Annotated in this window: 18 protein-coding genes; 3 read left to right on the top strand and 15 right to left on the bottom strand. The window is 64.7% G+C overall.

Annotated features, from left to right (window positions below):
* Position 1: 1 nt before the first annotated feature.
* The 5 genes from BMI85_RS13305 to BMI85_RS13285 form a co-directional block, all read right to left on the bottom strand.
* Positions 2 to 181: a hypothetical protein gene (locus tag BMI85_RS13305; protein WP_134330715.1), complete on the bottom strand. Its 180-nt coding sequence runs from the start codon at positions 179 to 181 to the stop codon at positions 2 to 4.
* A gap of 59 nt (positions 182 to 240) precedes the next feature.
* The gene (locus BMI85_RS13300) at positions 241 to 543 is read right to left on the bottom strand and encodes an urease subunit gamma (protein WP_075776945.1); all 303 of its coding nucleotides are present in this window, start codon (positions 541 to 543) and stop codon (positions 241 to 243) included.
* A gap of 9 nt (positions 544 to 552) precedes the next feature.
* Complete coding sequence (locus BMI85_RS13295; protein WP_168174794.1) at positions 553 to 1,338, bottom strand: urease accessory protein UreD; 786 nt, start codon at positions 1,336 to 1,338, stop codon at positions 553 to 555.
* Between the two features lie 177 nt (positions 1,339 to 1,515).
* The gene (locus tag BMI85_RS13290; RefSeq protein WP_078520267.1) at positions 1,516 to 1,977 is read right to left on the bottom strand and encodes an Lrp/AsnC family transcriptional regulator; all 462 of its coding nucleotides are present in this window, start codon (positions 1,975 to 1,977) and stop codon (positions 1,516 to 1,518) included.
* Complete coding sequence (locus tag BMI85_RS13285) at positions 1,974 to 2,432, bottom strand: Lrp/AsnC family transcriptional regulator (RefSeq protein WP_078520268.1); 459 nt, start codon at positions 2,430 to 2,432, stop codon at positions 1,974 to 1,976. Before BMI85_RS13285 ends, BMI85_RS13290 begins: the two co-directional genes overlap by 4 nt.
* Positions 2,433 to 2,461: 29 nt before the next feature.
* On the opposite strand from BMI85_RS13285, the gene ilvC reads away from it, so the two are divergent.
* A complete protein-coding gene (gene ilvC, locus BMI85_RS13280) occupies positions 2,462 to 3,580 on the top strand; it encodes a ketol-acid reductoisomerase (RefSeq protein WP_281481113.1) in 1,119 nt (372 codons plus the stop codon).
* A gap of 63 nt (positions 3,581 to 3,643) precedes the next feature.
* Here ilvC and BMI85_RS13275 read toward each other — a convergent pair whose 3' ends face one another.
* Positions 3,644 to 4,249, bottom strand: a complete 606-nt coding sequence (locus BMI85_RS13275; protein ID WP_078548034.1) for a hypothetical protein — start codon at positions 4,247 to 4,249, stop codon at positions 3,644 to 3,646.
* A 161-nt stretch (positions 4,250 to 4,410) separates the two neighbouring features.
* Here BMI85_RS13275 and BMI85_RS13270 point away from each other — a divergent pair, with 161 nt between their 5' ends.
* Positions 4,411 to 4,803 carry a hypothetical protein gene (locus tag BMI85_RS13270; RefSeq protein WP_078601637.1) on the top strand — a complete coding sequence of 131 codons (393 nt, stop codon included), beginning with the start codon at positions 4,411 to 4,413 and terminating at the stop codon, positions 4,801 to 4,803.
* Between the two features lie 132 nt (positions 4,804 to 4,935).
* On the opposite strand, the gene glmM is transcribed toward BMI85_RS13270, so the two are convergent.
* The 8 genes from glmM to BMI85_RS13230 all read right to left on the bottom strand — a co-directional run bounded on the left by glmM (position 4,936) and on the right by BMI85_RS13230 (position 15,691).
* Positions 4,936 to 6,279 (bottom strand): phosphoglucosamine mutase, encoded by a 1,344-nt coding sequence (gene glmM, locus BMI85_RS13265; RefSeq protein WP_078601636.1) that lies wholly within the window; start codon positions 6,277 to 6,279, stop codon positions 4,936 to 4,938.
* The gene (folP, locus tag BMI85_RS13260) at positions 6,276 to 7,295 is read right to left on the bottom strand and encodes a dihydropteroate synthase (RefSeq protein ID WP_078601870.1); all 1,020 of its coding nucleotides are present in this window, start codon (positions 7,293 to 7,295) and stop codon (positions 6,276 to 6,278) included. Before folP ends, glmM begins: the two co-directional genes overlap by 4 nt.
* A 40-nt stretch (positions 7,296 to 7,335) precedes the next feature.
* Positions 7,336 to 8,256 carry a dihydroneopterin aldolase gene (locus tag BMI85_RS13255; protein ID WP_078601635.1) on the bottom strand — a complete coding sequence of 307 codons (921 nt, stop codon included), beginning with the start codon at positions 8,254 to 8,256 and terminating at the stop codon, positions 7,336 to 7,338.
* 114 nt (positions 8,257 to 8,370) lie between these two features.
* Positions 8,371 to 9,051 (bottom strand): cell wall hydrolase, encoded by a 681-nt coding sequence (locus BMI85_RS13250; RefSeq protein ID WP_078541858.1) that lies wholly within the window; start codon positions 9,049 to 9,051, stop codon positions 8,371 to 8,373.
* Positions 9,052 to 9,307: 256 nt separating this feature from the next.
* Positions 9,308 to 11,848 carry a putative PEP-binding protein gene (locus BMI85_RS13245; protein ID WP_078541859.1) on the bottom strand — a complete coding sequence of 847 codons (2,541 nt, stop codon included), beginning with the start codon at positions 11,846 to 11,848 and terminating at the stop codon, positions 9,308 to 9,310.
* A 165-nt stretch (positions 11,849 to 12,013) separates the two neighbouring features.
* On the bottom strand, positions 12,014 to 14,269 hold the full coding sequence (glyS, locus tag BMI85_RS13240) for a glycine--tRNA ligase subunit beta (RefSeq protein ID WP_078601634.1): 2,256 nt from the start codon (positions 14,267 to 14,269) through the stop codon (positions 12,014 to 12,016).
* A gap of 1 nt (position 14,270) precedes the next feature.
* Positions 14,271 to 14,747, bottom strand: a complete 477-nt coding sequence (locus BMI85_RS13235) for a DUF6446 family protein (protein ID WP_078601633.1) — start codon at positions 14,745 to 14,747, stop codon at positions 14,271 to 14,273.
* Complete coding sequence (locus tag BMI85_RS13230; RefSeq protein WP_078541862.1) at positions 14,744 to 15,691, bottom strand: glycine--tRNA ligase subunit alpha; 948 nt, start codon at positions 15,689 to 15,691, stop codon at positions 14,744 to 14,746. Before BMI85_RS13230 ends, BMI85_RS13235 begins: the two co-directional genes overlap by 4 nt.
* Positions 15,692 to 15,913: 222 nt before the next feature.
* Between BMI85_RS13230 and BMI85_RS13225 the strand changes: the two genes are divergently transcribed.
* The gene (locus BMI85_RS13225; RefSeq protein WP_078601632.1) at positions 15,914 to 17,842 is read left to right on the top strand and encodes a trypsin-like peptidase domain-containing protein; all 1,929 of its coding nucleotides are present in this window, start codon (positions 15,914 to 15,916) and stop codon (positions 17,840 to 17,842) included.
* Here the strand turns inward: BMI85_RS13225 and BMI85_RS13220 are convergent, their stop codons facing one another.
* A complete protein-coding gene (locus BMI85_RS13220) occupies positions 17,843 to 19,291 on the bottom strand; it encodes a TrkH family potassium uptake protein (protein WP_078601631.1) in 1,449 nt (482 codons plus the stop codon). It abuts the gene before it with no gap.
* Positions 19,292 to 19,401: the final 110 nt, after the last annotated feature.

The raw sequence follows: 19,401 nt of genomic DNA, 5'->3' as shown, positions 1-19,401 counted from the left end.
CTCACTCCTTGTTGCGACGCAGCGCGCGCGCCAGTTCCGGTCCGACATAGGCGACCGCTGCGAGCGCGAGCAGCCCGATCAGAGGACCGTCGTGAAAGAACCATGTGCTTCCCGCGCTGTGGCCGGGATGGGCCAGCGCGGCAGTGGGCGCGAGGACGGCGAGAGCAGCTACAAATTTCATCGGACGGCCTTTCATTAGAAAAACTTATTTCGGTTCGGTCTGTATAAGCTGAACTTATCTCAGCGGATCGGATGGTGGACGGTGACGAGCTTCGTGCCGTCCGGGAAGGTCGCTTCGACCTGGATGGAATGGATCATCTCGGGGATGCCCTCCATGCATTGATCGGCCGAGATCACCCCTGCCCCCGCCTCCATCAGATCGGCGACGGAGCGCCCTTCGCGGGCCCCCTCGACGACGAAATCCGAAATGATTGCAATGGCTTCCGGGTGATTGAGCTTCACGCCGCGTTCCAGCCGATTGCGCGCGACCATCGCAGCAACGCTGATCAGCAGCTTGTCCTTTTCCCTCGGTGTCAGGTTCATCGTATTCCCTCAGATCTGCCACACGCGCGGCGCCGCTTCACCGCGTCGCAACGTATTGAAAAGTCGTAGAATTTGTCGCCGCATCGGCCAACCGTCTCGCGCGAGAAGGCGAATGACGCATTTCCCGTCGAAGCCCGAAGCCGCGCCCTCGACGCCCGGCTCATCGAGCACCGCGCGCAGGGGCTCCACCGCGTCTTCCGCACCTTGCTGGCACAGGACGAGCGTCGCGAAAGCGCGCGCCTCGCCCAGAACCGCACTGCGCGCGCCCTTGGCCAAAATGTTGGAATTCAGCAAGAAGGGCTCGAAAAACACAGGCTTTCCGGCGCGATCGATCCGGCGCATGTCGAAAAACTGCAAGTCCTGCACCTGCTCACCCATCGCGATCCGGCCCAGAACCACCGCCTCGAGCATCAGGCAGGACGCGTCGGCGGCCAGCGAAATCGTCGTGTCGCGCGCAAGCTTCGAGCGATCGAACAGGATCGTTTCCTGCGGCAACCAATCGAGATGGCACCCGGCGCCGACAGTGTGATGCACCTCGACCTGCGCCTGATCACCATCGGCGCGATAGGCGCGCTCGGCGGCTTGGGTCGTCGCCACGAGCTTCGCGCCATTTTCCAGATCGGTCTTGTAGGAAAGCCGATCTCCAGAGGCCAAACCACCGGAAGTATTCAGGAAAACCACTTCTGCCGCGCCCGGAACGCGCGGCAGAATGGCTTTCGCGGACCCGCTTTGATGGAGGCCGGTCAGCCGCGCACCGGAAAAGGCGGCCCGCGCCACGCCGCGCGAACGCTGCATCTCGACTGCAGCCGTAGTCTGTATTTTCGCGTCGAACATGGGTCCCTCCCTCCCGATCCAAAACCGCACCAACGGAGCGGTCCATGCCTTGCTCGCGCAGATTTGGCTTTGACCAAGGCACAACGGCAGCTGCGCCCATTTCACGCGCAATTTGCCCAATTTTTCAACTGTAATGAATCACCCCAAGGGACCGGGGCGGCGTTCTTCGTTGAGCAGCACATTCGCCTCGACCTGCCCGACACCGGGCAAGGTCATGATCCGACGCCGCAAAACCCGTTCGAAATCGGGCAGATCGCGCGCAGTGACGCGCAGCCGGTAATCGAAGAGCCCGAGGACGTGCTGCACGAGCTGCACCTCGGGGATCGCGGTCACCGCGCGTTCGAAATCCTCAAGGCTGACGCGGCCTTTCGCGGCGAGCTTCACGCCCAGAAACACCGTCACGCCGAAGCCCAGCGCCTCGGGATCGACGATCACGCGGCGCCCCGCGATCACGCCCGCCTCCTGCATCCGACGGATTCGGCGCCATGTCGCGGGCTGAGAGAGGCCGAGCTTGCGCCCCAACGCGCCCGCGCTCTGCGTGGAATCGCGGCTCAGCGCCCGCAGCAGCTGGCGGTCGAAATCGTCGAGATCAAGGCTCATATCGGCAGCTCCGCACTGGATTTGATCGTCGAGATCAGCATCAGGGCGTCGAGTTCGGCGATATGCGGCAGGGTCAGAATGCGGTTGCGGTAGATCTCCTGATAGTGCGCCATGTCGCGGGCGATGACCTGCAGGCGCATATCTGTGGAGCCGAGGAAGCTTTGGATTTCAATCACTTCCGGAACCTCACGCGCGGCGGCGGTGAATTCGTCGAAAGCGCGCGGGTTGGTCTTATCCAAGGTGAAGCGCAGGGACACCTCGACCGCCCAGCCGAGCGCGTGCCAGTCGATCAGCGCCTCTTCCCCGCGGATCACCCCGCCTTCGCGCAGCTTCTCGATCCGGCGCCAACAGGTCGCGGGCGTGACGCCCGCGCGCTCGGCCAACTCGGCCGAGGGGAGACCCGGCTCCGCCATCATCTGACGCAATATCCGTCGGTCCGTATCGTCAATCTGCATGATTTTTCCGAATTTATCCAAGAACGCGAATGACTTTTATCCCCTTTAGCAGATACACTCAACTTCTGAACGCATATTTCCGCAGAACCTCCTATTCTCACCCTCAGACAAAAAGGAGGAACGCCATGCGCGTCTATTATGATCGCGATTGCGATGTGAACCTGATCAAGGACAAGAAAGTCGCCATTCTCGGCTATGGCTCGCAGGGCCACGCCCACGCGCTGAACCTGCGCGACTCGGGCGCGAAGAACGTGGCCGTTGCGCTGCGCGACGGCTCGCCCTCGAAAGCGAAAGCCGAAGCCGAAGGCCTGCAGGTGATGGGTATCGCCGAAGCGGCTGCCTGGTGCGACGTCATCATGTTCACCATGCCCGACGAACTTCAGGCCGAGACCTACAAGAAGTATGTCCATGACAACCTGAAAGACGGCTCGGCGATCGCGTTCGCCCACGGTCTGAACGTGCATTTCGGCCTGATCGAGCCGAAGCCCGGCATCGACGTGATCATGATGGCGCCGAAAGGCCCGGGTCACACCGTGCGTGGCGAATACACCAAGGGCGGCGGCGTGCCGTGCCTCTTCGCGGTCGAAAACGACGCGACCGGCAAGGCGCAGGACATCGCGCTGAGCTACTGCTCCGCCATCGGTGGCGGCCGCTCGGGCATCATCGAGACCAACTTCCGTCAGGAATGCGAAACCGACCTCTTCGGCGAGCAAGCGGTTCTCTGCGGCGGCCTCGTCGAGCTGATCCGCATGGGCTTCGAGACCCTCGTGGAAGCCGGTTACGAGCCGGAAATGGCCTATTTCGAGTGCCTCCACGAAGTGAAGCTGATCGTCGACCTGATCTATGAAGGCGGCATCGCGAACATGAACTACTCGATCTCGAACACCGCCGAATACGGCGAGTATGTCTCGGGTCCGCGCATCCTCCCCTACGAGGAAACCAAGAAGCGCATGAAGGACGTCCTGACCGACATCCAGACCGGCAAATTCGTGCGTGACTTCATGCAGGAAAACGCGGTCGGCCAGCCCTTCTTCAAGGCGACCCGTCGCATCAACGACGAGCACGAAATCGAGCAAGTCGGCGAGAAGCTGCGCGCCATGATGCCCTGGATCTCCAAGGGCAAGATGGTCGACAAGTCGCGCAACTGATCTGCACGACAGCGACGAGATTGGACCCCCGGCCTATGCGCCGGGGGTTCTTTTTTGCGGGGGTTACACCCAGTAGCTGGCGCCGTTGGCCATGTTCATCGTCACGCCCCAGGCGAGGTAGAAGAGCCACACGCCGGTCAGCAGCTGGAACACGCCGCCCGCTTTTTCCGCCGTCTCGCTTTTGGTCCAGCGCGCGCCGAATTCGGCGAGATAGATCAGCATCAGGCCGATGAAGAGGATCGCAGCGGGAATGTCGCCATTGCCCCAGAACGAGATCGTGCCCATCGCGCTCAGACCAAACAGCGGGATCGCCATCCACGCCTCGGGCCCGGGATCGGAATGGGTGTAGCGACGCAGGCCGATGACGAACCAGTGGATGCCGTAGAGCGAGAAGGCGACAGCCGCCATGTAGAGCGGCGCGGCATTGGCGAAGACCGGGAACCAAGTCAGGCCGATCATCAGGTAGATGCCGGTCAGAAGCTGGCCGAACCCGCCGAGAAAGATGCCCCAAAGCCCCAAGGTGCGCTCCTGCGCCAGCGGGTCGCCGGACCAGCTCGGGCCGTTCGCGACGGCCGCGCCGCCCTGGACGAAATAGTTGATCGAGAGCGATAGAAAGCCGATCGCGAGCGGCCAGAAATCTGATGTGGGAAAAATGGATGATTGGTCCATGACGCACCTCCGGTAAATATCGCCCCTCCATTGCTCCAAAGCGGCGGAAGGCCTTGAAGTTCAGTCACGTTTTGGTCACTCCAGACGCTGACCGCGGCAGCGCGTCGCCTTGCGGGGCTACGGGTTTCTTGTCACAGTTCCGCGAATTGAAAGGGAAGCAGATGGCCGAACCCGACCACGAGGAACTCGAAGCGATCTTCGAGGAGCGCGCAAAATTCTTCACCCCGAAATGGTTCGGCGATCTCTTCGCCGGGCGGCTCGCGCCGGGAGATACGTTCTGGGCGGGCAATTACGGGCCCGCGCTGGTGGTGGTGCCGTTGATAGTGATCCTCGCGCTGTTCACCGCGCTGATCTCGCCGGGCCATCTCGGCGCGTTCTTCGGAAGCTTCGCCGTGGCTGCCGGGATCTACCGGATCGCAGTGCTGATCGGTCTGGTCCGCTCGGTCTGGCGCGCGGAGGCGGGGCCGACATTCTGGCGCTGGGTCGGCGTGCTCTGGACCGTGTTCGAAGCGGTCGCCCTGATCTGGCTGGGGCTGGACCTCTTCGGCGGGTAAGAAAAAAGGGGGCGCGCGGCCCCCTCTAATTCGCTCTTTCAAAATATCCCGGGGACGGCCGTAGGCCGGGGGCAGAGCCCCCTCATTCTCCGTTGATTGTCGCCCTACGGCGACGGGGGCGGAGCCCCCCCCTTACGCGGTTTCGGCCTCGACGGCGGCGACGATGCTGTCGACGGTCGCTTCCAGCAACCCCTCGTCCTCGCATTCCGCCATCACGCGGATCAGCGGCTCGGTGCCGGATTTGCGGATCAGCAGACGGCCCTGACCGTTCAGACGGTTCTCCGCGTCCAATATCGCTTTTGCAACATTATCGGCGTTCAGAGGCTCCTGTCCCGCCTGATATCTTACATTTTTCAACATTTGCGGCACGGTCTCGAATTGCCGCACGAGGTCGGAGGCGCGCAGCCCGGTCTCAACCATCGCGGCGAGGAACTGCAGCCCTGCCATTAGGCCGTCGCCGGTCGTGGCGTAGTCGGTCATGACGATATGACCCGACTGCTCGCCGCCCAGGTTGAAGCCGCCTTCGCGCATCCGCTCGACCACGTAGCGGTCGCCGACCTTGGTGCGCTCGAGCCGCAGCCCCTCGGCTTCAAGGAAGCGCTCGAGCCCCAGATTGGACATCACGGTCGCCACGAGTGCACCGCCCGAAAGCTGACCGGATTCAGCCCAGCGTTTCGCAAACAGCGCCATGATCTGATCGCCATCGGCGACATGGCCGGTCTCGTCGATGATCATCACCCGGTCCGCATCGCCGTCGAGCGAGATCCCGAGATCGGCGCCATGCGCCACCACCGCCTCGGCGCAGGTGCTGACATGGGTCGAGCCGCAGCCGTCGTTGATATTGCGCCCGTCGGGCGAGACGCCGACCGGGATCACTTCGCAGCCCAGCTCCCACAGAACCGCCGGCGCCGCACGATAGGCCGCCCCATTGGCGCAATCGACGACCACTTTCAGGTCGGGCTTGCGCAGCTTCGGGAAGGTGGTCTTGGCATATTCAACATAGCGCCCCAGACCGTCGTCGATGCGCTTGGCGCGGCCGATATTCTCGGGGCGCGCGAGACGGATATCGGTGTCCAGCATCGCCTCGATCTCGGTCTCGGCCTCGTCGCTGAGCTTGAACCCGTCGGGGCCGAAGAACTTGATCCCGTTATCCTTGGCCGGGTTGTGGCTGGCGGAGATCATGATCCCCATATCCGCGCGCATCGAGCGGGTCAGGTAGCCCACGGCGGGCGTCGGCACCGGGCCGAGCAGCAGCACGTTCATCCCCGTCGAGGTCAGACCCGCCGTCAGCGCGTTCTCGAACATGTAGCCCGAGAGACGCGTATCCTTGCCGATCACGACCCGGTGGCCGCGCGAGTCGTCCTGCCGGAAATAGCGGCCCGCCGCAGCGCCCAGTTTGAGCGCCATCTCGGCGGTCATGTTGCCGGAATTGGCCTCGCCGCGGACGCCATCGGTGCCAAAAAGCTTCCTGCTCATTCCTCAAAACCTCTTTTGATCGCGTCCCAGAGCCGGATGCCTTGGGCGATCTCGGCCACATCGTGGACGCGGTGAATTTGAATGCCCTGATCGAGCCCGGCGAGCGTCACGGCTAGAGTACCGGGGGCGCGGCTATCGGCCTCCTCGGCGCCGCCCACGGCCCCGATGAAGCGTTTGCGCGACACCCCGAGCAGGACCGGGCAGCCCAGCCCGTGAAACAAGCTGAGACCGCGGATCAAGGCGAGATTGTGCTGCGCGGTCTTGCCGAAGCCGATACCGGGATCGGCGATGATCGCCCCGCGCGCGATGCCGTAATCCTCGGCCAGCGCGATGCGATCTTCGAGATAGTCGTAGACGTCGAGCAGCACATCCGTGTAGCGCGGATCGTCCTGCATCGTCTCGGGCAGGCCCTGCGCATGCATCAGGCAGATCGGCGCGCCGGAGACCTGCGCGACCTCGACCATCGCCGGATCGAATTCCATCGCGGAGACATCGTTGAGCATCGCGGCCCCCGCCTCCAGCGCCTGATCGGCGACCAGCGACTTGCGGGTATCGATGGAGATCGGCGCATCGAAATCGGCATCGCGCAGCGCCGCAATCACGGGCGCGGTGCGGGCGATCTCTTCGTCTTCCTCGACTTCCGTGGCGCCGGGACGGGTCGACTCGCCGCCGATATCGAGAATGTCAGCGCCCATCTTGCGCAGCGCAACGGCGCGCTCGATCGCAGCGTCCTCGACGTCGAAGCGCCCACCATCGGAGAAGCTGTCAGGCGTGACGTTCAGGATGCCCATGATCCGCGGCGCATCGAGCGTGATCCCAGCGACCGGCGTTCGCGGGGCGCAGAGCCGCTCCATCACCTCTTCGGGCAGATGGGCTGCGGGGATGATCTCGGGCTCGCCATCGCGGCGCAGGATCTCTACCTCATCGAACCAGCACCAGCCCCCCGCGAGGGTCAGGGCTGTGTCGGGGCGGGCGGAGTCGGTTCGGGCGACGGGTCGATAATAGAGCTTCTCCATGCGCACCATTCACCCGATTGCGCCCGAGAGTTCAAGCCGTTCAGAGCGGGCGCGTCTCGACCGGCACGCGGCTTCCTGCCGGGGCTGAAACAGTCCCGTGAACTTCCAGCCGGGTCGCGGCCATCTGCTCGGCCAGCCACAGCGCCAGCGCCATCGCATCGCGCGCGGGGCTTTTCGGGCCGTCAGTCGCGTCCAGCACGATCTTGGAGGGCGCCCAGACGACCATCTGGCCATGGCGCATCGCCCAGTCGATCTCGGTGCGGGTCGCCACCACAACGCAGCGCGGATCGCGGGCCGCGAGCCGCCATGCGTTCTGCTCGATCGCGAGAAGGTCGATGCGGCGCTGCGTGGGCCCCTGCCCGCTTTCGGGCACGGCGCTATCGGGCAGCCCCACGGCGAGGATCACCGGATGGCCCGTCTCCTGCAGCACGTCGAGCCGCGCCGAAAGGTCCGGCGCGTCGATAGCCGCGTTCGACAGATAGGCGACGACCGGGTGCAGGCTTTCCTCCACCCCGCTCTCATCGACGCTTTTGACCGGGACGGAGGCGCGGGAGCGCACGATCTCGACGCCGAGCGCACCGGGGCCGCGGTCGAGCTTTTCGATCCGCACGAAAACGCGCATCGCCTGCGGGCTGGCGAGGATACGCTCTGCCACGCCGGCTGCGAGCGTCTCCAGCAGATTCACCCGTTCCTCGGCGAGTTCCGCCGCGATCGCCTCGGTGATCCGGTCATAGGAGAGGATGCGATCTACGTCGTCCTCGAGCGGCTCCGGCGTTGGCCGCACTTCCACCACCACGTTGAATTGCAGGCGCTGCGTATGGCCGCGCTCCTGCTGGAAGGCGCCGATATCGGCCTCCACCACATGGTCGCGCAGCGAGATGCGATCGCGGGGGTCGGTCGGCGCAGAGGCCGCCGCCCGCGCTTCGGGATGCGAGAAGGCGAGGGAAATATCGGAACTCATGCGCGCCTCGGGAATTTTTCAGTCATGTCGAGCATAGAAAAAGGGCGGACCGAAGCCCACCCTCAACCGTCATTTCATCGCCTGCCCGCGACGCGGGCCCCTGAAAGCATGGCCTCAGTTCGAGGCGGTGCGCACCGGGTTGGCGTAGAAGATGTGATGGCCGATCGACGCGGTTTTCGCGAAGCGGCGCGACCAGCTCGGGCGCACGGCGCGCGTGTGGAAGTAGGTCGCCCCATCGGTCAGCGAGCGCGGCGCGCCATCGATCATCGCCCGGGCGACTTTCGCGACTTCGGCGTAGGCGCCCTTGTTGCGGACGGTGTCGGAGCGACCGTCGCAATACCAGCTGAACTGGCAGGCGCGCGAATTGCCCTGATGGACAACGCCGCAGATCGAACCGGGGAAGCGCGGATCGTCGACACGGTTCAGGATGACCTCGGCGACGGCCTGCTGGCCCTTCACACCTTCGCCACGCGCTTCGAAGTAAAGCGCCTGCGAGAGGCATTGGAACTGCTCGCCACCCTTGGCAGCGGGTTGCGCGGCCAGCCACTTGGCCGAAAGGACTTCCGGCAGAGTCGCATGTTTTTTCGAGCGTTCCGGCGCCATGGTGAGCGCGGTGACGCGTCGTTTGTCGATCGCGCTCATCGCGGAGCGCTCCGTCCACAGGACCGACATCAGTCCTTGTTCGGCGACCTCAGTGGGGTCGTTCGACTGGCTTACCGTGACTTCGGCACGCAAGCCTCCGGCGAGGGCGAGGAGGATGGCAGCACCCCCCGTCCAGCTTTTCAGCAGTGACATGGTTTTCTTCCGATAAGGTCAATCGCCGCGCACCCCCCATTGAGCCGCGACGGCGCATCGCTTACCCGAGCGAGCTATCCATGTCTAGGTTTTCACGAAAAAATGCGCGACCCCCTACGGAGTCACGGCGGAATCTTGCCAAAATGCACGGTGATTTGCGTGCTATGTCCCTGTCGAATCGCATATCGCGACGCGCGAAGATTTGCCAATGGTATTTGAGAAAAACGGCCAAATTTTCGCTTCTGTGACCTTACCTCTAGGGAAAAGATCGACCGCGCGGCGCAAGGAGTGCGAAATGGGCAGCGGCGAGACGAGCGACCGGCACCCGGAAGGGCGAACAGGAGACATAATCGAACCCCGCAGCCCGGCAGAAGGCGATTGATTCGGGGTTTCCGCCATGTTCGCCGCAGACGGAGATCGTGACATCGGGCCGGGCGGAGCGTCCGCGCGCGGCCCCGATCAGCAGCAACTCCCCTACCCCTTCGACGTCGAGGATATGGAACGGGTCTTCGCTATAAACCTGCTGGTTCACATAGGTCGACATGAAGCGGCCCGCATCGTCGCGGGAGAGCCCGTAGGTCATCTGCGTGAGGTCGTTGGTCCCGAAGGACAGGAAGGCCGCGTGTTCGGCGATTTCACCGGCGCGCAGGGCCGCACGGGGCGTCTCCACCATCACGCCGAGGCGGTAGGTGAAATCTTCCTTGGTCTCGGTGCGCACGGCGGCGGCGACCGCATCGACCCGGGTTTTCACGATCTCCACCTCGCGCGAGGCGGAAACGAGCGGGATCATGATCTCCGGCACCACCTCGGCGCCCCGGCGGAGCGCCTCCACGGTGGCCTCGAAGATTGCGCGGGCCTGCATGTCGTAAATCTCGGGCACGGTTACGCCCAAGCGCACGCCGCGCATCCCCAGCATCGGATTGAACTCGGATAAGGCCTCCACCCGGCGCGTGACCTCGGACAGCGGGCGATCCAGCGCCTCGGCCAGCTCGCGCATCCCCTCGCGGTCATGCGGCAGGAATTCGTGCAGCGGCGGGTCGAAGAGACGGATGCAGACCGGCTCGCCCTTCATCAGTTCGAACAGCGCGCCGAAATCGTCCCGTTGCATCGGAAGCAAGCGGTCGAGGGCGGCGCGGCGATCTTCCGGCCCGTCGGCGAAGATCATCTCGCGCATCACCGTCAGGCGGTCTTCGTCGAAGAACATATGCTCGGTCCGGCACAGCCCGATCCCGTCGGCCTCGAACATCAGCGCGGTGCGCGCGTCCTCCGGCGTGTCGGCATTGGCGCGGATGCCGATATCGCGCACCAGATCGGCCCAGCTCAGAAGCGTGCGGAACCCGTCATCGAGCGCAGGCGCGAGCATTTCCGCCGTCCCCACCAGCACCTCGCCATTGGTCCCGTCGAGCGTGATCGTATCGCCCTCGCGGAAGAGCCGCCCCTTGGGGCCGCGGAACTGGCGCTCACGGCTGTTGATCTCGATCTCGGCGCCGACGATGCAGGGCAGGCCCAGACCGCGCGCGATCACCGCCGCGTGGGAGGTCATCCCGCCACGTTCGGTCAGCACGGCGACGGCGGCATGCATCCCGCGGATATCCTCGGGCGAGGTTTCGCGGCGCACGAGGATACAGGGCTCGTCGCGTGCCGCAGAGGCCTGCGCGGCGGCCGCAGAGAACACGATCTTGCCGGTGGCCGCGCCCGGCGAGGCCGCAATCCCGCGCGCCAGCACATCGCGCGGCGCACGCGGATCGACCTGATAGTGCAGAAGCTCGGTGATCGCGCGCGGCTCGACCCGCAGCAGCGCATCCTCGCGCGAGATCACATCGTCATTGGCCAGCGCCACCGCGATGCGCACGGCAGCCCGCGACGAGCGCGGCACCCGCACCGCGTCGATCACATGGACCTTGCCGCTTTCGATGGTGAACTCGATCTGCATCTCTTCGCGCAGCTTCACCCGGCAACGCGCGCCGTAATCCTTCAGCGTGTCGAAGACACGGCCATCCGCCTCTTCGAGCGAGGCCCCGCGCGGATCGCGCGTGAGATAGAGCGTCTCGACCGCGCTGGTGCGGCCTTGGCTCTGGCCGCGGAACCGCCCGGTGATCTGCGGAGCCCCGGTCACGCTATCGACGAATTGCATCGTGCCCGAGCCCGACAGGCCCGGCCCGATCCCCAGCGCCATTTCCTGCACCAGAAGCCCCAGCACCGCATCGGGCGGCGCGCCCTTGGCCTGTCGCAGCAGCCGCGCCGTCGTGCCCTCCCAGGCCCGCGCCATGGAACGCAGCACCTCGGCCAGCTGCTGTGCGCCCGATTGCGGGAACCGCTCGTCGGTTTCCTCTTCATAGGCGTCGAGCGCGGCTTCCAGCGCACCCGGCCCGGGCTCCTGCTGGAACATGTCCGGATCGAGCCGCGCGACATGGATCGAGTAAAGCTGCACGAAGCGCAGATAGAGCGCGTCGGCGGCCTCGCTGCCATGCGTGTTCGACAGCACCGCATGCATGTCGTCATTCATGCCGACATTGAGCACCGTGCCCGGCCCGCCCCATTCGGGATTTTCCGGGCTCGGCCGGACCGAGACCAGCATCTGCGGCCCGAAGCAATCCGCGATTGCGGCCATGTCGAAAACCTGTCCCGACGCGATCGCGCGCACCGTTTCGGCGGGCAGAGCGACGGTTTTCGGGACGGGAAGGTCGAGCCGGATCAGCCGTTGAAGGCATTTCGCGCGCCAGCCGTGGCGCGCCTTATCGACCGACGCCGTGGGCGTAAGGGTCACAAAATCAGCGTTTTCAACGGGTTTCTGCATTGCAGCGCGCCTTCTCTCTCGACGCAGGATAGGCTGATTCCCCGCCCTCGCAAGTGTGACATTCGGACAGAAGACGTGGCGTCACTGGCCCGCCCTGTTTCGGCCTTGCGACAGGAGGCGCCGTGGGGGCGCCTCCGGCGGGGATATTTACACCAAGAGGAAGGATCAGCCTTCGATCTTGGTGAGGTCGGCCACATCGAGACAGATCTGCCGGATGCGCGAAAGCAGGTTGAGACGGTTGCGCCGCAGGATCGGGTTGTCGGCGTTGATCTGCACCGCTTCGAAGAAGGCGTCGATCGGCGCGCGCAGGTCGGCCATCGCGGACATCGCGGCGGCGAAATCTTCGTCTGCCATCGCCGGGGCGATCTTGGCTTCGGCGGCGTCGAGCGCGGCGAAGAGGGCTTTTTCCTCGTCCGTCTCCGCGAATTTCGGATCGGCGCCGAAGCTGTATTCCACACCGTCCTTTTCCTCGGCCTGCGTGAGAATGTTGTTCGCGCGCTTGAAGCCCTGGATCAGGTTCTCGCCATCGTCGGTCTTGAAGAAGTCCGACAGCGCCTCGGCCCGCTTCACCACGAGGGTGAGATCGTCGCTGCCCGGCATGGCGAGCACGGCGTCGATCACGTCGTGACGGATGCCCGCATCGCGCAGGTGGACCTTGAGGCGGTCATGGAAGAAGGACATGAGGTCGGCGGCCCAGCTTGACGTCACACCGAGCTGAATGCTGGCGAATTCAAAAGCAACCTCGTCCATTTGTTCCGTCCGGACGAAGCCCACTGAATGGCCGAAATCCTCAAAGTTAACGTGAACATCGAATGCGGGCGCGAAACTTACGTTAGCTTCATCATTTCGCGGAAACACCACATGATAGCCTGCCTTTTGGTAGGCCGCCGCAGCGAGCGACAGCCAATCATTGAAGAACTTTTGTAAGCTCAGGCGCAGATCATTCGCCAGCACCAACCGGATCACGCCCAGCGCCGCGCGACGCAGCGCGAAGGGGTCCTTGCTCCCCGTGGGCTTCTCGTCGATCGCCCAGAAGCCAGTCAGCGTGTCGATCTTGTCGGCGAGCGCGACTGCGACCGAGACGGGCTCGGACGGCACCGCATCGGACGGGCCCAGCGGCGCGTAGTGGTCGCGGCAGGCATCGGCGACAGCGTCGGACAGGCCCGCCTTTTGTGCGTAGTAGCGCCCCATGACGCCCTGCAGTTCCGGGAATTCGTAGACCATTTCCGAGCGCAGATCGGATTTGGCGACGCGGGCGGCCTCGGCGGCGAGATCGGGCGAAGCCTTAACCTGCGGGGCGATTGCATGCGCAAGCGCTTCGATGCGGCGGATGCGGTCGCCTTGGCTCCCAAGCTTATTGTGGAAGGTCACGGCGTCGAGCCCAGCGCCCATCCCTTCGAGCCCGTGGGCCTGAACGGTGCGCAGGTCGTTTTCCCAGAAGAACTTGGCATCCGACAGACGTGCCGAGAGCACCTTCTGGTTGCCCGCGAGGATCGTCGCGCCGTGATCGGCGGTCTCGCGGTTGGCGACGGTCACGAAACCCTCGATCCGGGCGGTCTTGGGGTTCTTCACCGAGAAGAATTTCTGGTGTTCTTTCATCGAGGTCTGCAGCACCTCGGGCGGCAGGTCGAGAAATTCGCCGTCGATCTCGCCCATCAGCGTGACGGGCCATTCGACGAGGCCCGAGACCTCGGCCAGAAGGCCCTTGTCCGGCACCACTTCCCAGCCCTTCGCGAAGGCCATCTGCGCGGCATCGTGGTCGATCGCCTCGGCACGCTCATTGGGGTCGAGCATGACCTTGGCGGCTTTCAACTGCTTGGCATAGCTCTCATAGCCCGAGACCTGAAGCACGTCGGGCGCCATGAAGCGGTGGCCGCGCGTGGTGTCGCCGGCTTTGATGCCGTCCACGTCGAGCGGCACGACGGTCGCGCCGGCCTCGTCGGTCAGGATCGCGAGGATCGAATGCAGCGGGCGGACCCAGCGCAGGCTGCCCTCGCCCCAGCGCATGGATTTCGGCCAGGGGAAGTTGCGGATCGTTTTCTCCAGCACCTCGGCCACGATCTCGGTCGCGGGGCGGCCCGGCTTTTCGATCACGGCGAAATAGACCTGCCCCTTCTTGTCGTCGCGCGCCTCGAGCTGATCCATGCTCAGCCCGGTCGAGCGCAGGAAGCCCTCGATCGCCTTCTCGGGCGCGTCGGTGCGCGGGCCCTTGCGCTCTTCGCGCAGGGTCGGCGAATTCGCGGTCAGCCCCTCGACGGTCAGCGTCAGGCGGCGCGGGGTCGAGAAAGCGCCGGCGGAGGCATAGGTCAGACCCGCCTCGACCACGCCATCGGTGATCAGTTTCTTCAGATCCTCGCGGGCCTTGGGCTGCATCCGCGCGGGGATTTCTTCGGAGAACAGTTCAATCAGAAGATCGGGCATGTCATTTCTCCGCTTCGTCGTTCAGTTGGTGCCAGACATAGGCCCGGCCATCGGGATAAAGAGCCACGACGCGGTCAACGCCGGGGTGGATATTGTGTTGCGACAGGAAGGCCACCGCGCGGCCTGCCTCGAGGTCCGCGCCGATGGTTTTCGCATCGTAGCAGTCGAACCATTTCGGGCCGATCAGCGGGGTCGGTCGATCATAGACCGCATAGGTCTCGGTCGCCGTTGCAATCGACAGATCGGTGTCGAAGCAGGCCCGGTAGCGCAGGGGCGAGCTGTCCGCGTCGATCCCTTTGTAGCCCTCGGCCTGCAGCTGGTCCTGCGTCGTGCCGTCCAGCTCCATCAGCGAGACTTTCGCCGCGTCGGAGCCCGGCGCGATCTCGTCGTAATAGCCGTATTCCTGCGAATAATAGACCACCGCGCCGAAGACGAGCGCGATTACCACGATGCCGCCTCCGATGAGCTTACCATTCACGCGACAGCCTCGTTGGCTTCGCTCTGGGAGGCCCCGCCCGCTTCGGTCTGCACGAAAGCGTCGGCGCAGGCCTTGGCCAGCGCGCGGACCCGGCCGATATAGGCCTGACGCTCGGTGACCGAGATCACGCCGCGCGCGTCGAGCAGATTGAAGAGATGCGACGCCTTGATGCACTGGTCGTATGCGGGATGCGCCATGATGATCTTGCGGCCCGCATCGTCCGCCTCGGGCGAAGCGAGGATGCGTTCGCATTCGGCCTCGGCATCCTCGAAATGGCGCAGCAGCGTCTCGGTATCAGCCACGTCGAAATTCCAGCGCGAATATTCCTGCTCGGTCTGGCGGAACACGTCGCCGTATTTCAGCGCGATCGGCGCGGAGGGGTCGTTATAGGGCATGTCCATGACGTGATCGATGCCCAGCACATACATCGCCAGACGCTCGAGCCCGTAGGTCAGCTCGCCCGAGACCGGCTTGCAGTCATGGCCGCCGACCTGCTGGAAATAGGTGAACTGGCTGACTTCCATACCGTCGCACCAGACCTCCCAGCCAAGCCCCCACGCGCCGAGCGTCGGGCTTTCCCAGTCGTCTTCCACGAAGCGGATATCGTGCAGTTCGGTATCGATCCCGATCGCGCGGAGCGAGCCGAGATAGAGCTCCTGCAAGTCCGGCGGGCTCGGTTTGATGAGCACCTGATACTGATAGTAGTGCTGCAGGCGGTTCGGGTTCTCGCCATAGCGGCCATCGGTCGGACGGCGCGAGGGCTGGACATAGGCGGCCGCCCACGGCTTGGAACCGAGCGCGCGCAACGTCGTCGCCGGGTGGAAGGTGCCTGCCCCCACTTCCATGTCATAAGGCTGCATCACCGCGCAGCCTTTCGAGGCCCAATAGCTCATCAGGCGCAGGATGATTTCCTGAAAGGATTTCGGGGCGTCCGGGTTTGCCATATTTCGCACCTTCCGTTGAAGCGCCTTCTCTCTAGGCAAGGGGCGCGGGGGCGTCAACGCCCTGCAAGGATTAGGGCGGACGATCTGCGCAACTCGACATGCAATGCTGCGGCCCCCGCCCCACAACGGCGGATTTCATGACCCCGTCGGGGGCGTTTGGGGGGTGACCTCGCCCCTCGTTGCGCTAAGGTCGAGGGAAAAGCAGGTATTACGGGGGCAGCAATGCGGGCAATTTCACGGACAGTTTCGATCGTCGTCGGAGCCAGCCTCACCGGCATGATCTGGACCGGAACGGCCTGGGCCGAAGCCTGGGTGCAGATCGAGGCGAAAAGCTCGCTCGCCCAAGCCGAAGCGCGCGCCCGCGACTGGGCAGGCATGTTCCCCGACACGACGGGTTTTCGGCTCGATTCCGGCTGGTATGCGATCGCGCTTGGCCCCTTTGCCGATGATGCGGAGGCGAATGCGCGCCGCCGGGTTCTGCGCCGCGAGGGGCTGATCCCGCGCGACAGTTTCGTGGCCGATGGCAACAACTTCCGCCAGCAGTTCTGGCCGGTCGGCGCGACCCTGAACGCCCCCGCGCAGGCGCCCGAACAGCCCGCGCCGCAGGCCGACACGCAAAGCGACGTGCGCGGCGCGCCGATGCCCGCCCCGATCGACGTGGAGCCTCTGGACGGGCCGGATGCGACCGCGCAAACGGATGGCCAGACCACGCCCCCGGACACCGCTGCGCAAGACACCGCCACCGCGCCTGAGCCGGTGAGCCCCGACACCACCGCGACAGCCGACACTCCCGCTCCGCAAGAGGTCACGCGCGCGCCGGAACCGGTCGAGACGCTTCGGGACTCGCGCCGGCTGGAGGCTGCGCTCGATCCGCAGACCAAGCGCGACATCCAGACCGCGCTGGAATGGGAAGGCAGCTATCAGGGCGCGATCGACGGAATTTTCGGCCGCGGCACCCGCAATTCGATCGCCGACTGGCAGATGAAGAACGATTACGAGCCGACCGGCGTGCTATCCTCGACCCAGCAGGCGGCGCTTCTGGACAAGGTTGCCTCCGAGCGCGCGGCGCTGGGGCTGCAGGCCGTGACCGAAGATCAGGCCGGCATCAGGATCGACCTGCCGATGGGACTGGTGAAATTCGACCGCTACAACGCGCCTTTCGTGAATTACGCGCCCAAGGATGGCAGCGGCGTGCAGGTTCTGCTGATCTCGCAACCCGGCGATGCGGCCCGGCTGCGGGGCCTGTATGACGCGATGCAGACGCTCGAAATCGTGCCGACGGGAGGAGAGCGTAACATCCGCGGCAACAGCTTCACCATTGAGGGCCAGAACACCGCGGTGCAGTCCTACACCCATGCAGAACTCTCGCGCGGGCAGATCAAGGGCTTCACGCTGGTCTGGCCCGCCGGGGACGACACGCGCCGGGACCGCGTGCTCGACGCGATGAAAAAGAGCTTCACGCCCATCGGGACCTCGTCGCTCGACGCGACGCTCGGCCAGCCGATGTCGGTGACGCGGGCCGCCCTGATGGCGGGGATCGAGAAGCGCGCGCCGATCTTCTCGCGCTCGGGCTTCTTCATCGATGCCGATGGCCATGTGCTGACTGCCGCCGAGGGACTCGACCAATGCGGGCGCATCACCATCGAGGATCACCCCGCCTCGCTCAGCTTCGACGGCGGCGCGAAGGGCTATGCGGTTCTGACCCCGAAAGACACGCTGGCGCCGAAGGAAGTCGCGAAGTTCAACCCCGATGCCCCGATGGCCGGGAGCAAGGTGGCGGTGGCGGGCTTCTCCTATCCCGAAGCGCTCTCCGCGCCGGTGCTGAATTTCGGCACGCTCTCCGCGCCCAAGGGGCTGGAGGGGCAAGACAATCAGGCGCGGATCGAGGCGCAGACCCGCGCGGGCGACGTGGGCGGGCCGGTGCTCGACGGCACGGGCGCGGTCGTGGGGATGTTGCTGCCCTCGGGCGGCGACGCGAACCGGGTACTGCCCGACAACCTGACCGTTGCGCTGCAGGCGAAGGCGATGGCGCCGGGCCTGTCGGACAATGGCTTTACCCCGAAAGCCGCAGGCATCTCGGCCAATCGCGACCCGGAGGACCTGCAGCAGATCGCGGACGGGATGGTGGTGCAGATTTCCTGCTGGAAGTAATCAGCCCCGCCAGAAGCGCGGCAGCAACAGCACGAGCACGCTCATCAATTCGAGCCGCCCGAGGCACATTGCCGCGCTCATCAGCCATTTCGCGCTGTCAGGGAAATCCGCGACCGAGCCGTTCGCGGTGATCTCGGGCCCCCATGCGGGCCCGATATTGGCGATCGAGGTCCAAGCGGCAGTCATCGCCGTCTCGGTTCCGAGGCCGGTGAAGGTCAGCGCGATGATCAGAATCCCGAAAATCAGGATGAACAACGAGAAGAAGGCCATCACCGAGTTGACCACGCTATCCTCGACCGGGCGGCCGTCATATTGCACTTTCAGCAGACGGTGCGGCGAGTAGAGCCGCTGGATCTGCGCCTTGATCGCTTCGAGAAGGATCAGGTAGCGGAACACCTTGACCGAACAGGCGGTGGAGGCCGTGCAGCCCCCGATCAGCCCAGAAATCAGCAGGATCGTGAAGGCCAGATGCCCCCATTGGGTCACGTCCTCCGAGGCATAGCCCGTCCCGGTGAAGGTCGAGACTACGTTGAACGTCACCTCGCGCAGCGTCGGCCAAAAGGACGCCTCATGGCGGATCATCCGGTAAAGCACGATGATCGCAATCGCATAGCCCATCCAGCGCAGGAAGGCGCGCACCTGCGGGTCGCGCCAGAGCGGCATCGTGTCGCCGCGCATCACCTGCACGAAGCGGATGAACGGCATCGCCGCCAGCGCCATGAAGACCGAGGCCGCGTATTCCGGCGCGCCCTTATAGGTGGCGAAGCTGGCGTCGTAATTCGAGAAGCCGCCCGTGCTCATCGTGGTGAGCGCATGCATGATCGCGTCGAACCCCTTCATCCCGAGGCCGAGATAGGTCAGCGCGCAGGCGATGGTCAGCCCGACATAGATGCGGATCAGCGCGGTCGAGATATCCATCGCGCGCGGCAGGATTTTCCCAAGCGTATCAAACCCTTCCGAGCGGAAGAACTGCATCCCGCCGACCTTCATCACCGGCAGGAAGATCATCGCGACGATGATGATCCCCAGACCGCCCAGCCATTGCAGCAGCCCGCGCCAGAGGTTCACCCCCGGCGGCAACCCGTCGAGATGCGGAATCGCTGTGGTGCCGGTCGTGGTCAGCCCCGACATCGCCTCGAAATAGGCATCGACCAGCGACAGATGCGGCACGCCGAGCATGAAAGGCAGCGCTCCGAAGAAGGGCAGCGTCAGCCAGACGAGCGAGGTCAGCAGAAAGCTTTGATGGATCGACAGCGTCCGGGCCAGCCCGTCACGCGAGGCCAGCGCCAGCAGCGCCCCCGCCGTCGTCGTCAGCACCGCGCTTTCGACGAAGACCAGCCAATGCGCTGCGCCATAACCCAAATCGACCGCCGCCGGGATAAGCATCGTCAGCCCCAGCACGGATGTCAGCATTCCGATGATATATCCAACCGGGCGCAGATCGATCATGCGCCCCACCTTGCCCAGAGCGCCGGTCTAGTCAATCCCAGACGGGCCGGGACGGACCTGCGGTCGCGCAGCGTGACTTTGCAAACCCGAGCGGTTTGGTCAGTAAATTT

Source organism: Thioclava sp. DLFJ4-1, assembly GCF_002020145.1.
Taxonomy (GTDB): domain Bacteria; phylum Pseudomonadota; class Alphaproteobacteria; order Rhodobacterales; family Rhodobacteraceae; genus Thioclava; species Thioclava sediminum.
The sequence above is the reverse complement of the archived record's forward strand: the minus strand, read 5'-3'. Positions and strand labels throughout refer to the sequence as shown.

Coding starts and splice junctions, on each gene's coding strand:
- BMI85_RS13300 (WP_075776945.1), bottom strand. CDS start 543: ATGAACCTGACACCGAGGGAAAAGGACAAGCTGCTGATCAGCGTTGCT.
- BMI85_RS13305 (WP_134330715.1), bottom strand. CDS start 181: ATGAAATTTGTAGCTGCTCTCGCCGTCCTCGCGCCCACTGCCGCGCTG.
- BMI85_RS13220 (WP_078601631.1), bottom strand. CDS start 19,291: ATGATCGATCTGCGCCCGGTTGGATATATCATCGGAATGCTGACATCC.
- folP (WP_078601870.1), bottom strand. CDS start 7,295: ATGGAGAAGCTCTATTATCGACCCGTCGCCCGAACCGACTCCGCCCGC.
- BMI85_RS13285 (WP_078520268.1), bottom strand. CDS start 2,432: ATGCAGATTGACGATACGGACCGACGGATATTGCGTCAGATGATGGCG.
- ilvC (WP_281481113.1), top strand. CDS start 2,462: ATGACTTTTATCCCCTTTAGCAGATACACTCAACTTCTGAACGCATAT.
- BMI85_RS13225 (WP_078601632.1), top strand. CDS start 15,914: ATGCGGGCAATTTCACGGACAGTTTCGATCGTCGTCGGAGCCAGCCTC.
- glmM (WP_078601636.1), bottom strand. CDS start 6,279: ATGAGCAGGAAGCTTTTTGGCACCGATGGCGTCCGCGGCGAGGCCAAT.
- BMI85_RS13245 (WP_078541859.1), bottom strand. CDS start 11,848: ATGCAGAAACCCGTTGAAAACGCTGATTTTGTGACCCTTACGCCCACG.
- BMI85_RS13250 (WP_078541858.1), bottom strand. CDS start 9,051: ATGTCACTGCTGAAAAGCTGGACGGGGGGTGCTGCCATCCTCCTCGCC.
- BMI85_RS13295 (WP_168174794.1), bottom strand. CDS start 1,338: ATGCAGCGTTCGCGCGGCGTGGCGCGGGCCGCCTTTTCCGGTGCGCGG.
- BMI85_RS13270 (WP_078601637.1), top strand. CDS start 4,411: ATGGCCGAACCCGACCACGAGGAACTCGAAGCGATCTTCGAGGAGCGC.
- BMI85_RS13290 (WP_078520267.1), bottom strand. CDS start 1,977: ATGAGCCTTGATCTCGACGATTTCGACCGCCAGCTGCTGCGGGCGCTG.
- BMI85_RS13275 (WP_078548034.1), bottom strand. CDS start 4,249: ATGGACCAATCATCCATTTTTCCCACATCAGATTTCTGGCCGCTCGCG.
- BMI85_RS13230 (WP_078541862.1), bottom strand. CDS start 15,691: ATGGCAAACCCGGACGCCCCGAAATCCTTTCAGGAAATCATCCTGCGC.
- BMI85_RS13255 (WP_078601635.1), bottom strand. CDS start 8,256: ATGAGTTCCGATATTTCCCTCGCCTTCTCGCATCCCGAAGCGCGGGCG.
- glyS (WP_078601634.1), bottom strand. CDS start 14,269: ATGCCCGATCTTCTGATTGAACTGTTCTCCGAAGAAATCCCCGCGCGG.